The sequence below is a fragment of the Paraburkholderia sediminicola genome, from assembly GCF_046026855.1.
Classification (GTDB): Bacteria; Pseudomonadota; Gammaproteobacteria; order Burkholderiales; family Burkholderiaceae; genus Paraburkholderia; species Paraburkholderia sediminicola_A.
This window is the reverse complement of sequence record NZ_JAQQET010000006.1, coordinates 65,639-80,176: the sequence shown is the minus strand read 5'-3', so window position 1 is coordinate 80,176 and position 14,538 is coordinate 65,639. Positions and strand designations below refer to the sequence as shown.

Genomic DNA, 14,538 nt, shown 5'->3' with positions numbered 1-14,538 from the left:
TGCTACGTGTCTTCGCAGCATGTTCGGCTGCGAAGACACGTCAGGTTTGCTGCTTAGTTGCTTTGCGTAGCCGGCGCCGAGGCCGGAACCGGGCCCGATGCACCCGGCACCGGTTGCGTCGGCTTCACCGCGACCGGCGCGGACGCCGACGTTGCCGGCTTGTTCTGCGCCAGACGGCGCTCGGTCAGCGACTTCGATTCCTGAACCGGCTTGCCTTCCAGCTTGTTCAGAGCCTGTTGCAGCATGTAGTCGTCGGCCGAACCGAACTCGACCGGCTTGCGCTCACGATCCTTCTGACGCTGTTCCGGCGTCTTCTTGTCGTTCTGCTCTTCAAGCTGGCGCAGTTGGTCCATGCGCTCCTGTTCGCGCTGGTCCGCTTCCTTCTTCTCGTTCGGGTCTTGCGTGTTCGCAAGGTGGTTCGAGTAGTCGACTTCGCGGGTAACCAGTGCGTCGTCCGGATCGCCTTCCGCGTATTGATCGACCGCGATGTCAGGACGGATGCCCTTGTTCTGGATCGAACGGCCGCTCGGCGTGTAGTAGTAAGCCGTGGTCAGGCGCAGCGCTGTGTCCGCAGTCATCGGCCGGACGGTTTGCACGGAGCCCTTGCCGAAAGTGGTCTTGCCGACGATCAGCGCACGATGCTGATCCTGCAGCGCGCCCGCGACGATTTCCGAAGCCGACGCCGAGTAGGCGTTGGTCAGCACGACCATCGGCACGGTCTTGAAGATCGGTGCTTCGTCCTTCAGCGGATCGCTGTCGAAGGATTGCAGGCGGTAGTTGTCGTACGTATCGCGATAGACCTGCTTCGAATCCGGAATCTGGCCGTTGGTCGACACCACCACCGAGTTCGCCGGCAGGAACGCGCCGGCAACGCCGACCGCGCTTTGCAGCAGACCGCCGCCGTTATTGCGCAGGTCGAGCACGAGACCCTTCAGATTCGGCTGCTGACGTGCGATGTCTTGCAGCTTGGCGGCCAGATCAGGCGTGGTGCGTTCCTGGAAGCTGGTGACGCGGATATACGCGTAGCCCGGAGCAAGGATCTTCATCTTGACCGACTGGACCTTGATGATCGCGCGCGTCACCGTGAGCGGGAACGTACGGTCGTCGGTCTTGCGGAAGATGGTCAGCGTGACCTTGGTGCCCGGATCGCCGCGCATCTGCTTGACGGCCTGGTCGAGCGTCATGCCGCGCACCGGTTTGTCGTTGATGCGGGTGATCAGGTCGCCCGGACGGATGCCGGCGCGGAATGCAGGTGTATCTTCAATCGGCGAGATCACCTTGATCAGGCCGTCTTCAGACGAAATTTCGATGCCGAGACCCGCGAAGCGACCCTTGGTCTGCTCCTGCAGTTCTTCGTAATCGGTTTTGTCGAGATACGACGAGTGCGGGTCGAGGCTCGACACCATGCCCTTGATCGCCGCGGTGAGGAGTTTCTTGTCGTCGACCGGTTCGACGTACTCATGCTTGATTTGCCCGAAGACTTCGGCAAAGAGCCTGAGCTGGTCCAGCGGCAGCGGCGCAACGGCGCTCGAGGCGGCGCTGGCGGGTTGCTGGGCCGAGGCGGAGAGTTGCAGGGTGGCGAATACGCCAGTAGCAAGGCCCGCGGCAATCAGGCCGATATTTTTCAGGTTCTTTCGCATAGAGTCTGTTGCGGTCGGAAGCGCGTGGCAGCGTCGATAGAGATGGGGACGGACAAGTATAACTGCACACCCGCCCTGTCAGGGCGCAGCACAGGCAATCGTGATTCGACAGCACGGGCCGGGCCTGGTTCGTGAGATCGGCGTTGGGGTGGTGAAGTAATGTGCGGTAACAGTAGGATGGCGGCCAGAAGGCGCGCCCGGGGGATGCGGGCCGCGCCGGCCGGTATGTCTTGCCGGTCGGCGCGGCCCGTTTGCCGCGACCCTGCTGCATTTTTGCCGCAGGGCGCGGGTGCAGGAGGGGTTTAGCCCGCCTTGCCTTGCTTGGCCACAGCGGCTTGCGCCTTTGCAATCGCGTCCTGGTCGCCCAGATAGTAGTGCTTGATCGGCTTCAGGTTTTCGTCGAGTTCATAGACGAGCGGCACGCCGTTCGGGATATTCAGGCCGACGATGTCGTCGTCCGAAATATTGTCGAGGTACTTCACCATGGCGCGGATCGAGTTGCCGTGCGCGGCGATCACGACCTTGCGGCCCGACTTGATGGCCGGCGCAATCGACTCGTTCCACAACGGCAGAACGCGCGCAACGGTATCCTTCAGGCACTCGGTGAGCGGCAATTGTTCGCGCGGCACCTTGGCGTAGCGCGGATCGTTATAGGGCGCGCGTTCGTCCGACGGATCGAGCGCCGGCGGCGGCGTGTCGTAGCTGCGGCGCCAGACCAGCACCTGTTCGTCACCGAATTTGGCGGCGGTTTCCGCCTTGTTCAGACCCGACAGCGCGCCGTAATGGCGTTCGTTCAGACGCCAGGAATGCACCACCGGCAGATACATCAGATCCATCTGATCCTGCACGTGCCACAAGGTGCGGATCGCGCGCTTGAGCACCGACGTGTAGGCGATGTCGAACGTGTAGCCCGATTCCTTCAGCAGCACGCCCGCTTGCTGCGCTTCACGATTGCCCTGCTCGGTCAGGTCGACGTCGACCCAGCCCGTGAAGCGGTTTTCCTTGTTCCATGTCGATTCGCCGTGGCGGATGAGAACGAGTTTGTACATGAGATTGCCGGTCGGTAGTAAGGAAGCGGTAAAGCGTTGCGAGGGTCCTCTAGAGGAGCGTCGCCATCGCGTCAGACGGTTATTTTATAATGGGTGGATTGCCCTTTTCGATTTCTCTCTTTTTCGGCGGATTTTCCGTGAAGTTTTTCACTGATTACACAAACCTTGTACTGATCGCAGTCGTCCTCATCTCCGGTGGGCTGCTGCTGTGGCCAACGATCAGCCGGCGTGGCCGCGGGGGCCTGTCGGCCGCCGAGGCGACCCAACTGATCAACCGGCGCAATGCGGCGGTCATCGATCTGCGTTCGTCCGCCGATTTTGCCAAGGGCCATCTGCCCGCGGCGCGGAACCTTGAATTTGCTGAATTGCAGGCGAAAGTCGCGCAACTCGTGAAGAACAAGAACAACCCGGTGCTGCTGGTATGTCAGACCGGCCTGCAGTCGAACAAGGCTGCGCGTATCGTGCAAGATGCCGGATACGCGGAAGTCCATGTTCTCGAAGGCGGTGTCGACGCCTGGCAGAAAGCCGGTATGCCGGTTGTGAAACAAGGAGCAGCCAAGTGAACAAAGTCATCATGTACAGCACCCAGGTGTGCCCGTATTGCCAGATGGCCGAACGTCTTTTAAAGTCGCGCGGCGTCGAGCACGTTGAAAAGGTACTGATCGACAAAGACCCGGCCCGTCGTGAAGAAATGATGACCCGGACCGGTCGCCGCACGGTGCCGCAGGTGTTCATCGGCGAGACGCATGTCGGTGGGTACGATGACCTGTCCGCGCTCGATCGCGCGGGCGGTTTGATGCCTCTGCTCGAAGCTGCCTGAACGAAGTTGCCTGACTTATGCGCCGGCCGGCGCGTGAGTGAGGCAGGTGAAATACAAGCCGGCGTTTCGTCTCTTTCAGGGCGGGGCGATGCGCCGCAACGATCTGGCGCCCGTGAAACCATGGGCCGCCGCCATGCATACCTATCAGGGAATCATTCAATCATGTCCGACGAGAATAACCAGCCGTTCTTCAACATCCAGCGCATCTACCTGAAGGACATGTCGCTCGAGCAACCGAATTCGCCGGGCATCTTCCTCGAGCAGGAAATGCCGTCGGTCGAAGTCGAGGTCGACGTGAAGGCCGAGCGCCTCGCCGACACCGTGTTCGAAATCCTGGTCACGGGCACGGTCACGGCCAAGGTGTCGGACAAAGTTGCGTTCCTGATCGAAGCCAAGCAAGCCGGCATTTTCGACATCCGCAACATTCCGGCTGAACAGATCGATCCGCTGGTCGGCATTGCCTGCCCGACGATCCTGTTCCCGTACCTGCGCTCGAACATCGCCGATGCGATCACCCGCGCAGGCTTCCCGCCGATCCACCTCGCCGAGATCAACTTCCAGGCGCTGTACGAGCAACGTCTCGCGCAAATGGGCGGCCAGGAAGGCGCGGCGCAAAACGGCGTCACGCATTAACGCGTCCGTTCGGTGCCGGCTATGAAGGTTGCTGTCCTCGGCGCCGGTGCATGGGGCACAGCCCTCGCCGGCCATCTGGCCGCGCGGCACGACGCGGTACTGTGGGCGCGCGAACCCGCGCTCATTGCCGATCTCTCCGGATCGCACGAAAACGCCCGCTATCTGGCGGGCGTTGCTTTGCCGCCGTCCCTTCGCTACGAAGCCGATCTGAACGCAGCGCTCGACCATGCGCTCGCCGACAACGCGTTATGCGTCGTGGCGACGCCCGTCGCCGGTCTGCGCGGTCTGTTCCGGGCGATGCGCGACGCGGGCAAGGTGCCGGCGCATGTGGTGTGGTTGTGCAAAGGTTTCGAAGCGGACTCGCAGTTGTTGCCGCATCAGGTGGTCGCGGCTGAATTGCCGGGGCATGGCAGTAACGGCGTGCTGTCGGGTCCGAGTTTCGCTCGTGAAGTCGGGCAGGGCTTGCCGGTCGCGTTGACGATCGCCAGCACTTCACAGACATGCCGGGAGCGTACGGTTGCCGCGTTCCATCATGGCGCCATGCGCATCTATACCGGCGACGACATCGTCGGCGTGGAAGTGGGTGGCGCGGTGAAGAACGTGCTGGCGATTGCCACGGGTATTGCCGATGGCCTTGGCCTCGGTTTGAATGCGCGCGCTGCGCTGATTACGCGTGGCCTCGCTGAAATGTCGCGCCTCGGCGTGACGCTTGGCGGACGGGCCGAGACGTTCACCGGTTTGACCGGGCTTGGCGATCTGATCCTGACCGCCACGGGCGATCTGTCGCGCAATCGCACGGTCGGCGTGCAGCTCGCCGCGGGCCGTACGCTCGACGATATCCTCGGCGGCCTTGGTCACGTGGCCGAAGGCGTGCGTTGTGCGCAAGCTGTGTTGGCGATCGCTCGCGCTCATGCGATCGAAATGCCGATCACGCAGGCGGTCTGTGCTGTGCTGTTCGACGGTGTGGCGCCCCGCGACGCCGTCAGCGCGCTGCTGCGGCGCGATTCGAAAGCAGAATAAGTCTTGTCTTTCAGCCGTTTAGCGCGAAAAGCGCTGAACGGCTGCCCACCATCGCTGTCCACGTTTTATCGACGCTTCGGACCACAGCGAGGTTCCTCCCATGCTCAGTTTCAACAATTGCACGTTAGAAGCGCGCGTGGTCGACATCACGACGCTCGCCGTAGACGCGATCGTCAACGCCGCGAATACTTCGTTGTTGGGCGGGGGCGGCGTGGATGGCGCGATTCACCGCGCGGCCGGCAAGGAGCTGGTGCGTGAATGCGAGGCGCTCGGCGGCTGCGCGACCGGCGACGCAAAGGTCACCGGCGGCTACCACCTGCCGGCCAAACATGTGATTCACTCGGTCGGCCCGGTGTGGCGGGGTGGCGCGCATGGCGAAGCCGACCTTCTCGCATCTTGCTATCAGCGTTCACTCGAGGTGGCGCATCAGGCGCATTGCACGAGCGTTGCATTTCCCGCGATTAGTTGCGGGATCTACCATTTCCCCGCTGACGAGGCCGTGCAGATTGCCGTCGGCACCGTGCTCGAAACCCTGCCGCGTACGCCGAACATCGAGCGTGTGGTGTTCGCCTGTTTCGACGACGCCATGCTCGCGCGCTACGAAGCCGAATTGGAACGCCGTCAGGCGCCGCCGTCGAAGCCGGTCTGACGCCACGCTTCGAAGACGACCACGGCGACCGTATTCGACAGATTCAAGCTGCGGTTGCCCGGTCGCATCGGCAGGCGCACGCGTTGTTCATTGGCGAACTGATCGAGCACTGCGTCAGGCAGGCCGCGCGTTTCGGCGCCGAACACGAACCAGTCGCCGGATTGAAACGCATGCTCGTGAAACCGGCCCGAGCCACGGGTGGTGAAGGCGAACATCCGCGCCGGATCGGGCACTTCCTTGGCGACGAACGCTGCCCAATCGGCATGCACGTTCATCTGCGCATACTCGTGATAGTCGAGACCGGCGCGGCGCAACTTGGTGTCGTCGAGCGGAAAACCGAGTGGTTCGATCAGATGCAGCCGTGCGCCGGTGTTGGCGCACAGGCGGATGACGTTGCCGGTATTCGGCGGGATTTCCGGTTCGACGAGAACGACATTGAACATGATGGCTTCAGGTAGAGACTAGTTTTTCGGCGTACGCAGCGCGACGAAGTTGGTGACGCGCCGCGCACCGGCAGCTTTGAGCGTGCGCGCCAGCGCTTCGAGTGTCGCGCCGGTCGTCATCACATCGTCGACGATGCCGACATGCAGACCTTGCACCGGTTTGACGACTTCGAATGCGCGGCCCACGTTCAGCCGGCGCGCGTCCAGGTCGAGCCGTGATTGCGGCGCGGTGTGGATCACGCGATGCAGCAAGGTGGCGTCGCTGCGCACATTCAGCGTGCGGGCCAATGGCCTGGCAATCTGCCAGGCCTGGTTGTAGCCGCGCTCGGTAAGACGTTTGTTGGCCAGCGGTACCGGCGCGAGCACATCGGGCCGCTCAGACGCTTCTTGCCAGGTGTCTTCAGCGAGACGCGCAAGGCGCTGCGCAAACTCGCGCGCCAGCATCAGCCGCGCGCGGAATTTCAGGCCGAGCGCCAGGGCGTCGAGCGGCTGGCGGTAATCGGCCAAAGCAAAGGTCGCCTCGAAGGGCGGCGGCTCGCCGATGCAATCCGCGCAGCGATATTGCGCACGACCCGCCCAGCGCGTTCCGGACAAAGGAACCGCGCACGCCGTGCAACGCAACATGCCTTCGTTCCAATATGTCTCGTCGCAACCGGCACACAGCGTTTTATGCGACAAATTGCCGCACAGTGCGCACAGGTTCGGCAGCGCCGCGTGCAACACATGTGGCCATGCCGAATACACGCCGCGCTTGAAGTGTGCAAAACGTGCGTTCGAGCCGCCGGGAGACGAGGAATTTTTTCGGAATGGCATGATTGGACCGCCCGCGAAGGCCTTTCAGACTGAATGGACGGGAGCGAACGAGTATACTTCGTGCTCTACGCCAGTACGACACTCATGCCCCCAACTTCGTCTCAATCTGGCCGTCCGGCCTATGATTCCCGGCGCCTCCGGCAGATTTTCGACCGCCGTGCGGCGACCTTCGACACCGTCGCGTTCCTGCCGCGCGAAATCGCGCAGCGTATGCGCGAGCGTCTCGACTACATCAAGGTCACGCCCGCAAGCGTGCTCGACGCCGGTTGCGGCGCGGGCGAAGACGTCCCCGCCTTGCGCGAACGCTTTCCCGAGGCGCCGGTGTTCGGCACCGATCTGTCGCATGGGATGCTCGGTCGCGCGCTGCGTCACGATTCCGGCGACACGAGCTGGCGGCGCTTTCTGCCGGCCACACTTGGCAAGGCGCTCGGCGCCCGCGGTCCGCGTTTTGCGCAGGCCGACTTCTCGGTGCTGCCGTTCGCGGCCGGCGCCTTCGAATTCATCTGGTCCAATCTTGCTCTCCACTGGCACTCGCGGCCCGACCTCGTGTTTCCTGAGTGGCAACGCGTGCTGAAGGTGAGCGGCCTGCTGATGTTCAGCACGCTCGGCCCCGATTCGCTGAAGGAATTGCGCGGCGCCTACGCCGAGGTCGAGGCCGCGCATGGCGTCCCCTCGCGCAAGCATGTGATCGACTTTGTCGACATGCATGACCTTGGGGATATGCTGGTCGAGAGCGGTTTCGAGATTCCTGTGATGGATCAGGAAACACTCACTATTACGTATAAGTCGCCCGAGTCGCTGCTCGCAGACGTGCGCCGCTGGGGCGCGTATCCGTTCGAGCGCGAGGCCACTTCGAATGCGGTCGCGCGTAGGCTGCACAAGGCTTTGCTGGCGGCGCTCGAAGCCCGTCGGCGCGCCGACGGCACGATCGCGCTGACCTTCGAAGTGATTTATGGTCACGCGTGGAAAGCCGTGCCGCGCACCACCGCTGAAGGTCATGGGATCGTGCGGATCGAGGATATCGGACGAGGTTCGTCGAGGAGTCGATGAGGAATCAACGAAGCGGTAAAGAGGGCATCTGTTATGTCTGAAATTACCGCTTCAGAAGACGCGCGAAAGCTGCGTCGAAACGGCGCGGAGGCTTGTCGCACCTGGCTTGTGAGCCGATTGAGGCTTGCTTGTGGATGCTATGGATCGCGCCTATAATGCGTCAGTTTGTCGCCCGGAGTTCCCACATTTGGGGCGGCAGGCCCGAGGCGCAGGGCTGCAATATGATGAAGTGACTGAAGTGACGCGGCGGTGATTGAGTGGCCTTCAGCGGTCGCGAGCAATGGCCGCAAGCGGCGATTGGTGGCGGTCTGCAGGGGGCAGCGATGGAAGCATCAGATCTGCTGGCGGATTCAGAACCAGTTCTCAAAGACTGGACGATGAAACGCAACTGTTCGATATCGCCGCGGCAGTTTGTAGGTTTCTACGTGTCGCTTGCGTTGTTCTCGTTGGCAATTGCTTTCATGCTGGTACTGGTCGGCGCCTGGCTGGTGTTGCCGTTCACCGGTATCGAATTGCTGGCGGTGGGCATCGCGTTTGCCATATATGCGCGTCATGCTGTCGATTACGAGCGTGTCCGGCTGTTTCAGAACCGGCTCGTGATCGAGCAGGTCAGCGCCGAGCGGCTCACGCAGTTCGAATTCAATCCGCGCTGGGTGCGGATTGAACCGGGTGCAACGCCGCGTGACCAGATCAAACTGGTCTCGCGCGGCCAGGCGATCATGATCGGGCAACATCTCGCGCAGTATCGGCGCGCGCAGTTCGCAGGCGAATTGCGTATGTGGCTCACGCGTTGTTAGACGTGTTGGGACGCGCGGCGTTCACGGGGGCGCGCGAGACAGCCTGCCAGCGGGGTCGAGGGTTTGAATGGAAATTTTGGGTAAGGAAGCTATGAAAACAATCAAGCGAGCCCTCATGGGTGTGCTGGCGATGAGCGGACTGCTTTTCGCCGGTGCCGCCCTGGCAGTGGGCGATGTTCCGGGCGGCCCTGCCGTCAACGAGATCAATCTCCAGCCGCCTGCGACAAAAATCGCTGAGGAGCTTTTCAGCCTCCACATGTTCATGCTGGTTCTCTGCCTGGTGATCTTCGTCGGCGTGTTCGGTGTGATGTTCTATTCGATCTTTGCTCACCGCAAATCGAAAGGTCACAAGGCTTCGAATTTCCACGAAAGCACTACCGTCGAAATCATCTGGACGATCGTGCCGTTCGTCATCGTCGTGCTGATGGCGCTCCCCGCCACCAAGACCGTGGTGGCAATGAAGGACACCACGAACGCCGACCTCACCGTCAAGGTCACCGGCTACCAGTGGAAATGGGGCTACGACTACGTGAAGGGGCCGGGCGAGGGCATCAACTTCCTGTCCACGCTGGCCACGCCGCGTGCGGAAACCGATGGCCGTGAGCCGATTTCCACTACGTATCTGCAGGAAGTCGACAATCCGCTCGTCGTGCCGGTCGACAAGAAAATCCGCATCATCACCACCGCGAACGACGTGGTCCACTCCTGGTACGTGCCGGCTTTCGGCGTGAAGCAAGACGCGATTCCGGGTTTCGTGCGCGACACGTGGTTCAAGGCCGATAAGATCGGTACGTTCCGCGGCTTCTGTACCGAACTGTGCGGCAAGGAACACGCGTTCATGCCGGTAGTGGTCGAAGTGTTGTCGGCAGACGACTACGCGAAGTGGGTCGATGCGCAGAAGAAGAAAATGGCCGCTGGCCAGGATGATCCGAACAAGACCTACACGATGGCCGAGCTGATGGAACGCGGCGGCAAGGTGTACGCGTCGAACTGCGCGGTCTGCCACCAGCCGACGGGTAAGGGCGCAGGCGCATTCCCGGCGCTGGACGGCAGCAAGATCGCCAACGGTCCGATCGCCGAACACGTAAGCCTGGTGCTGAAGGGCAAGAACGCGATGCCTTCCTGGGCGCCGACGCTGAACGACGTTGAAATCGCTTCGGTCATCACATACGAACGTAACTCGTGGGGCAACCACACCGGCGACATTCTCCAGCCGAAGCAAGTGCTGGACGCCCGCAACGGCAAGCTGCCGGAAGGCGGCAATCATCTGGCGGACGCAGGTGCGGCAGCTAGCGGCGCAACAGCGGCTTCGGGCGCAGCGGCAGCCTCGGGTGCCTCAGGCGCGGAAGCGGCTGCGGCTGCGGCCGGTTCGGATAGCGCGGCAGCATCGCAGGCAGCTCTCCCGGCAAACGTCTACTTCGATACCGGCAAGAGCGTGCTGCCGGCTGACGCGAAAGCGGCGGTCGACGCGGCCGCGGCCTACGCGAAAGCGCACCCGGACGCAAAGTTCACGCTGTCGGGTTTCACTGACGCCACCGGTTCTGCCGAAGTCAACGCGAAGCTCGCGAAGACCCGTGCCGAAGCCGTGCGCGACGCGCTGAAAGCAGCCGGCATTGCCGAAGATCACATCATTTTGAAGAAGCCGGAAACGATCACGGGCGGCGGCGACGCGAAAGAAGCCCGGCGTGTCCAGATCAGCCCGGCTGCCTGACGTGTTCATGGTCAGCACCGCAGTATTCGCATTAGGAGATTGTCATGTCTAGCATCGGACACGATGTAACCGCGGGCCACGAGCACGTGCACGGCGACCATGCCCACGAAACGCCGCATGGCTGGCGTCGTTGGCTGTTCGCAACCAATCACAAGGACATCGGTACGCTGTACCTGATCTTCTCGTTCACCATGTTCCTCTCCGGGGGCGTGATGGCGCTGATGATCCGTGCCGAACTGTTCGAGCCGGGTCTGCAGATCATGCGTCCCGAGTTCTTCAACCAGTTGACCACCATGCACGGCCTGATCATGGTGTTCGGCGCGATCATGCCGGCCTTCGTCGGCTTCGCGAACTGGATGGTGCCGCTGCAGATCGGCGCATCTGACATGGCTTTTGCGCGGATGAACAACTTCAGCTTCTGGCTGCTGCCGGTGGCTGCGGTGTTGCTGGTCGGTTCGTTCTTCGCACCGGGCGGCGCGACCGCCGCGGGCTGGACTTTGTACGCGCCGCTGTCGACGCAGATGGGCCCGGGCATGGACTTCGCGATTTTCGCGATCCACTTGATGGGTGCTTCGTCGATCATGGGCGGGATCAACATCGTTGTGACGATCCTGAACATGCGCGCGCCTGGCCTCACGCTGATGAAGATGCCGATGTTCGTCTGGACATGGCTGATCACCGCGTACCTGCTGATTGCCGTGATGCCGGTTCTGGCGGGCGCGATCACCATGGTGCTGTTCGATCGCCACTTTGGTACGTCGTTCTTCAATGCGGCAGGTGGCGGCGACCCGGTGATGTACCAGCATATCTTCTGGTTCTTCGGGCACCCCGAGGTGTACATCATGATTTTGCCGGCGTTCGGGATCGTGTCGCAGGTGATCCCGGCGTTCTCGCGTAAGCCGCTGTTCGGTTATAGCTCGATGGTGTACGCAACCTCGTCGATCGCGATTCTGTCGTTCATGGTCTGGGCGCACCACATGTTCGCGACCGGCATGCCGGTGACGGGCCAGCTGTTCTTCATGTACGCGACGATGTTGATCGCCGTGCCGACGGGTGTGAAGGTGTTCAACTGGGTCGCGACGATGTGGCGTGGTTCGCTGTCCTTCGAAACGCCTATGCTGTTCGCGGTCGGCTTCCTGCTGGTGTTTACGTTCGGCGGTCTGTCGGGCCTGATGCTCGCTATGGCGCCGCTCGACATCCAGTATCACGGTACTTATTTCGTGGTGGCGCATTTCCACTACGTGCTTGTTGCGGGTTCTCTATTCGCGCTTTTCTCCGGGTGGTACTACTGGGCGCCGAAGTGGACAGGCTGGATGTACAACGAAACGCGCGGCAAGATCCACTTCTGGGCGTCGATGTTCTTCTTCAACCTCGCGTTCCTGCCGATGCACTTCGTCGGTCTCGCAGGTATGCCGCGTCGTTACGCTGACTACCCGGCACAGTTCACGGACTGGAACCAGGTCATTTCGATCGGCGCATTCGGCTTCGGTCTGGCACAGGTCTACTTCCTGTTCGCGGTTGCACTGCCGGCCTACCGTGGTGGCGGCGAACTCGAAAAAGCTGGCGACAAGCCGTGGGACGGCGCAACGGGCCTCGAATGGACTGTGCCGAGCCCGGCACCGTTCCACACGTTCGAAAACCCGCCGACTGTCGAGTAATCGGCGTTCAGTGAGGTTGCCGGTCCCGGCGGCGAGGTTGTAGCAAGTCGCCGCCGGAACCGGGCAGCCACACGAGCAGTGGCGGCACATGTAGTCACGAAAGTATTCAGAAAGTCGAGCATGACGCGCAATCCTCAAGAAAGACGTACGCCCGAGCAGGTTCGCGCGGGCAACCGGCGGATCGGTATTGTGATGTTTGTCATCGCCGCGGCTTTTTTTGCGAGCGTCATCATCCATCAGAAGTGGTTCACCTGACGCTGTGGTTCGAGTCTGTGTGCAGGATTGTTGAGGATTGAGATGTCGACGCAACCGCCGGCTCAGGCCGATCGCTCTTTTAACCGTTCGATGCTGATCAAGCTGTTCGTCGTCGCGTTGATGATGTTCGGTTTCGGTTTTGCGCTGGTGCCGATGTACCGCGCGATCTGCCAGATCACCGGCATCAACAACCTCGTGCAGCGTGATGCCACGGCGCGTGAGGCGAAGAATACGCAGGTCGACATGAGCCGCACGATTTCGATCGAATTCGATGCGAACGCGCGCGGCCCGCTGGGTTTCAAACCGGAGCAGCGTAGTCTCGACGTGCATCCGGGCGAAGTGACGACAGTGATGTACGAGGTCAGCAACGAGCAGGCGCGCACGATTCAGGCGCAAGCCATTCCGAGCTACGCGCCGAAGCAGGCAACCGAGTACTTCAAGAAGATCGAGTGTTTTTGCTTTACGCAGCAGACTTTGACTGCGAATCAAACGAAGCGGCTGCCGGTGGTGTTCGTGGTCGATCCGAAGTTGCCGAAGGATGTGAAAACGATCACGTTGTCGTACACGTTCTTTGAATTGAATACGCCGCTAGCGGCGACGGCCGGGAGCGAAGCACCCACGGCCAGGACGGCGGCAACCGCCGCGAATCCCGCCTGATGGTTTTGGCCGCAGGCGAAGGAAGAAGACGTAATGAGCGATAACAGCGGCAGCCCACGCAAGAGCAGTTTCGGCCAGTCGATGAAAGCCGTGTTCTGGTCGTTTTTCGGGGTGCGCAAGCGCCGGGATCTGGAAGCGGACGCAACGCAGTTGAACCCGCTGCATGTGGTTGCAGCAGCGTTAATCAGTGCGGCCATTTTCATCGGTGTGCTGATCCTGATCGTGCGCGCCGTAGTCGGTTGAAGTAGGTTGGGCCGGCAGGCGCACGCGTAGTACGGGGCGAAGCAGAGCCCACGAATTAGAGTGAAGCGGTGCGGTATCGACGCGCCGCCGAAGATACAGCCGGAGATTCCGGAACAACTGGACTGAAGTGGAGAATCAAGAATGAGCGGTCAAAACGAGAGCCCGTACTATTTCGTGCCGCATCCGTCGCGGCATCCGATCAGCGCCGCCGCTGGGTTGCTGGTCATGCTCGGATCGCTTGCGGCCTGGATCAACGACCATGACTGGGCGCCGCTCGGCGTCGCCGTGGGTCTGCTGTGGCTGCTCTATACCTTGTGGCACTGGTTCGGCGACGCAATCGCCGAGTCGGAAGGCGGTATGTACGGCAAGAATGTCGACAAGTCGTACCGCTGGAGCATGAGCTGGTTCATCTTCTCCGAGGTGATGTTCTTCGGTGCTTTCTTCGGTGCGCTGTTCTATGCGCGTGAAATCGCGCTGCATCAACTCGGCAGCCTCGACTACAAGCTGATCTGGCCGGATTTCTCGGCGGTATGGCCGAACAACGGTCCGGCAGCGCTGGTCTCAACCTTCAAGTCGATGCAGCCGTGGCCTGTGCCGACCATCAACACGGCACTGCTGCTTTCGTCGGGCGCTACGTTGACGGTTTCGCACCACGCACTGCGTGAAGATCATCGCAAGAAGGCGATCATCTGGCTGGCGGCTACACTGGTGCTCGGTGTCTGCTTCCTGTTCCTGCAAGCCTTCGAGTATTTCCACGCGTACAACGAACTCAACCTGACGCTGTCCTCGGGTGTGTACGGTTCGACGTTCTTCCTGCTGACGGGCTTCCACGGTTTCCACGTGTTCCTCGGCGGCACGATGCTGGCCGTGGTGCTGGTGCGGATGATCCGCGGTCACTTCACGGCGGAACACCACTTCGCGTTCGAAGGCGCCGCCTGGTACTGGCACTTTGTGGACGTCGTGTGGCTTGGGCTGTACATCGTCGTGTACTGGCTGTAACGCAGTCTGGCCTGCGCACCGTTCCGGAAACCGGCCGGTTTCCAGTACGTATGCAGGCCGTTCGCGCATCGCCATTCAAGGCGCGGCGCACGAGCAGTACG

Annotated in this window: 17 protein-coding genes; 13 read left to right on the top strand and 4 right to left on the bottom strand. The window is 61.6% G+C overall.

Annotation, left to right across the window (positions count from 1 at the left end; genetic code table 11):
• Window positions 1-53: 53 nt before the first annotated feature.
• Window positions 54-1,640: a carboxyl-terminal processing protease CtpA gene (ctpA, locus tag PQR40_RS08515; protein WP_408231828.1), complete on the bottom strand. Its 1,587-nt coding sequence runs from the start codon at window positions 1,638-1,640 to the stop codon at window positions 54-56.
• A 302-nt stretch (window positions 1,641-1,942) separates the two neighbouring features.
• On the bottom strand, window positions 1,943-2,689 hold the full coding sequence (gpmA, locus tag PQR40_RS08510) for a 2,3-diphosphoglycerate-dependent phosphoglycerate mutase (protein WP_408231831.1): 747 nt from the start codon (window positions 2,687-2,689) through the stop codon (window positions 1,943-1,945).
• Window positions 2,690-2,826: 137 nt separating this feature from the next.
• Here gpmA and PQR40_RS08505 point away from each other — a divergent pair, with 137 nt between their 5' ends.
• The 5 genes from PQR40_RS08505 to PQR40_RS08485 all read left to right on the top strand — a co-directional run bounded on the left by PQR40_RS08505 (window position 2,827) and on the right by PQR40_RS08485 (window position 5,811).
• A complete protein-coding gene (locus PQR40_RS08505) occupies window positions 2,827-3,252 on the top strand; it encodes a rhodanese-like domain-containing protein (protein ID WP_408231834.1) in 426 nt (141 codons plus the stop codon).
• Window positions 3,249-3,509, top strand: a complete 261-nt coding sequence (gene grxC, locus PQR40_RS08500; RefSeq protein ID WP_028199035.1) for a glutaredoxin 3 — start codon at window positions 3,249-3,251, stop codon at window positions 3,507-3,509. Before PQR40_RS08505 ends, grxC begins: the two co-directional genes overlap by 4 nt.
• Before the next feature lie 162 nt (window positions 3,510-3,671).
• Window positions 3,672-4,142, top strand: a complete 471-nt coding sequence (secB, locus tag PQR40_RS08495; RefSeq protein WP_054035743.1) for a protein-export chaperone SecB — start codon at window positions 3,672-3,674, stop codon at window positions 4,140-4,142.
• A gap of 21 nt (window positions 4,143-4,163) precedes the next feature.
• The gene (locus PQR40_RS08490) at window positions 4,164-5,162 is read left to right on the top strand and encodes an NAD(P)H-dependent glycerol-3-phosphate dehydrogenase (RefSeq protein ID WP_408231837.1); all 999 of its coding nucleotides are present in this window, start codon (window positions 4,164-4,166) and stop codon (window positions 5,160-5,162) included.
• 100 nt (window positions 5,163-5,262) lie between these two features.
• Entirely contained in the window at window positions 5,263-5,811 is a 549-nt protein-coding gene (locus PQR40_RS08485) for an O-acetyl-ADP-ribose deacetylase (RefSeq protein WP_408388177.1), read from the top strand.
• Here PQR40_RS08485 and trmL read toward each other — a convergent pair.
• A complete protein-coding gene (trmL, locus tag PQR40_RS08480; protein ID WP_408339568.1) occupies window positions 5,784-6,254 on the bottom strand; it encodes a tRNA (uridine(34)/cytosine(34)/5-carboxymethylaminomethyluridine(34)-2'-O)-methyltransferase TrmL in 471 nt (156 codons plus the stop codon). The genes PQR40_RS08485 and trmL overlap by 28 nt on opposite strands.
• An 18-nt stretch (window positions 6,255-6,272) precedes the next feature.
• Window positions 6,273-7,067 carry a ComF family protein gene (locus tag PQR40_RS08475; RefSeq protein ID WP_408231845.1) on the bottom strand — a complete coding sequence of 265 codons (795 nt, stop codon included), beginning with the start codon at window positions 7,065-7,067 and terminating at the stop codon, window positions 6,273-6,275.
• Between the two features lie 84 nt (window positions 7,068-7,151).
• On the opposite strand from PQR40_RS08475, the gene PQR40_RS08470 reads away from it, so the two are divergent.
• The 8 genes from PQR40_RS08470 to PQR40_RS08435 all read left to right on the top strand — a co-directional run bounded on the left by PQR40_RS08470 (window position 7,152) and on the right by PQR40_RS08435 (window position 14,437).
• Window positions 7,152-8,117 carry a methyltransferase domain-containing protein gene (locus tag PQR40_RS08470; protein WP_408231848.1) on the top strand — a complete coding sequence of 322 codons (966 nt, stop codon included), beginning with the start codon at window positions 7,152-7,154 and terminating at the stop codon, window positions 8,115-8,117.
• Between the two features lie 323 nt (window positions 8,118-8,440).
• Window positions 8,441-8,914 carry a DUF2244 domain-containing protein gene (locus tag PQR40_RS08465; RefSeq protein ID WP_408508855.1) on the top strand — a complete coding sequence of 158 codons (474 nt, stop codon included), beginning with the start codon at window positions 8,441-8,443 and terminating at the stop codon, window positions 8,912-8,914.
• Window positions 8,915-8,981: 67 nt separating this feature from the next.
• Window positions 8,982-10,625, top strand: a complete 1,644-nt coding sequence (coxB, locus tag PQR40_RS08460; protein ID WP_408508761.1) for a cytochrome c oxidase subunit II — start codon at window positions 8,982-8,984, stop codon at window positions 10,623-10,625.
• A gap of 44 nt (window positions 10,626-10,669) precedes the next feature.
• A complete protein-coding gene (gene ctaD / locus PQR40_RS08455; RefSeq protein WP_408214149.1) occupies window positions 10,670-12,283 on the top strand; it encodes a cytochrome c oxidase subunit I in 1,614 nt (537 codons plus the stop codon).
• A 120-nt stretch (window positions 12,284-12,403) separates the two neighbouring features.
• Window positions 12,404-12,538: a cytochrome oxidase small assembly protein gene (locus PQR40_RS08450; RefSeq protein WP_211607278.1), complete on the top strand. Its 135-nt coding sequence runs from the start codon at window positions 12,404-12,406 to the stop codon at window positions 12,536-12,538.
• A gap of 42 nt (window positions 12,539-12,580) precedes the next feature.
• Window positions 12,581-13,195 carry a cytochrome c oxidase assembly protein gene (locus PQR40_RS08445; RefSeq protein ID WP_408231857.1) on the top strand — a complete coding sequence of 205 codons (615 nt, stop codon included), beginning with the start codon at window positions 12,581-12,583 and terminating at the stop codon, window positions 13,193-13,195.
• Window positions 13,196-13,228: 33 nt separating this feature from the next.
• Window positions 13,229-13,438: a DUF2970 domain-containing protein gene (locus PQR40_RS08440; protein ID WP_408231860.1), complete on the top strand. Its 210-nt coding sequence runs from the start codon at window positions 13,229-13,231 to the stop codon at window positions 13,436-13,438.
• Window positions 13,439-13,579: 141 nt separating this feature from the next.
• Window positions 13,580-14,437, top strand: a complete 858-nt coding sequence (locus tag PQR40_RS08435; protein WP_408231863.1) for a cytochrome c oxidase subunit 3 — start codon at window positions 13,580-13,582, stop codon at window positions 14,435-14,437.
• Window positions 14,438-14,538 lie beyond the last annotated feature (101 nt).

Coding starts and splice junctions, on each gene's coding strand:
- ctpA (WP_408231828.1), bottom strand. CDS start 1,640: ATGCGAAAGAACCTGAAAAATATCGGCCTGATTGCCGCGGGCCTTGCT.
- gpmA (WP_408231831.1), bottom strand. CDS start 2,689: ATGTACAAACTCGTTCTCATCCGCCACGGCGAATCGACATGGAACAAG.
- secB (WP_054035743.1), top strand. CDS start 3,672: ATGTCCGACGAGAATAACCAGCCGTTCTTCAACATCCAGCGCATCTAC.
- PQR40_RS08490 (WP_408231837.1), top strand. CDS start 4,164: ATGAAGGTTGCTGTCCTCGGCGCCGGTGCATGGGGCACAGCCCTCGCC.
- PQR40_RS08485 (WP_408388177.1), top strand. CDS start 5,263: ATGCTCAGTTTCAACAATTGCACGTTAGAAGCGCGCGTGGTCGACATC.
- trmL (WP_408339568.1), bottom strand. CDS start 6,254: ATGTTCAATGTCGTTCTCGTCGAACCGGAAATCCCGCCGAATACCGGC.
- PQR40_RS08475 (WP_408231845.1), bottom strand. CDS start 7,067: ATGCCATTCCGAAAAAATTCCTCGTCTCCCGGCGGCTCGAACGCACGT.
- PQR40_RS08470 (WP_408231848.1), top strand. CDS start 7,152: ATGCCCCCAACTTCGTCTCAATCTGGCCGTCCGGCCTATGATTCCCGG.
- PQR40_RS08465 (WP_408508855.1), top strand. CDS start 8,441: ATGGAAGCATCAGATCTGCTGGCGGATTCAGAACCAGTTCTCAAAGAC.
- coxB (WP_408508761.1), top strand. CDS start 8,982: ATGGAAATTTTGGGTAAGGAAGCTATGAAAACAATCAAGCGAGCCCTC.
- ctaD (WP_408214149.1), top strand. CDS start 10,670: ATGTCTAGCATCGGACACGATGTAACCGCGGGCCACGAGCACGTGCAC.
- PQR40_RS08450 (WP_211607278.1), top strand. CDS start 12,404: ATGACGCGCAATCCTCAAGAAAGACGTACGCCCGAGCAGGTTCGCGCG.
- PQR40_RS08445 (WP_408231857.1), top strand. CDS start 12,581: ATGTCGACGCAACCGCCGGCTCAGGCCGATCGCTCTTTTAACCGTTCG.
- PQR40_RS08440 (WP_408231860.1), top strand. CDS start 13,229: ATGAGCGATAACAGCGGCAGCCCACGCAAGAGCAGTTTCGGCCAGTCG.
- PQR40_RS08435 (WP_408231863.1), top strand. CDS start 13,580: ATGAGCGGTCAAAACGAGAGCCCGTACTATTTCGTGCCGCATCCGTCG.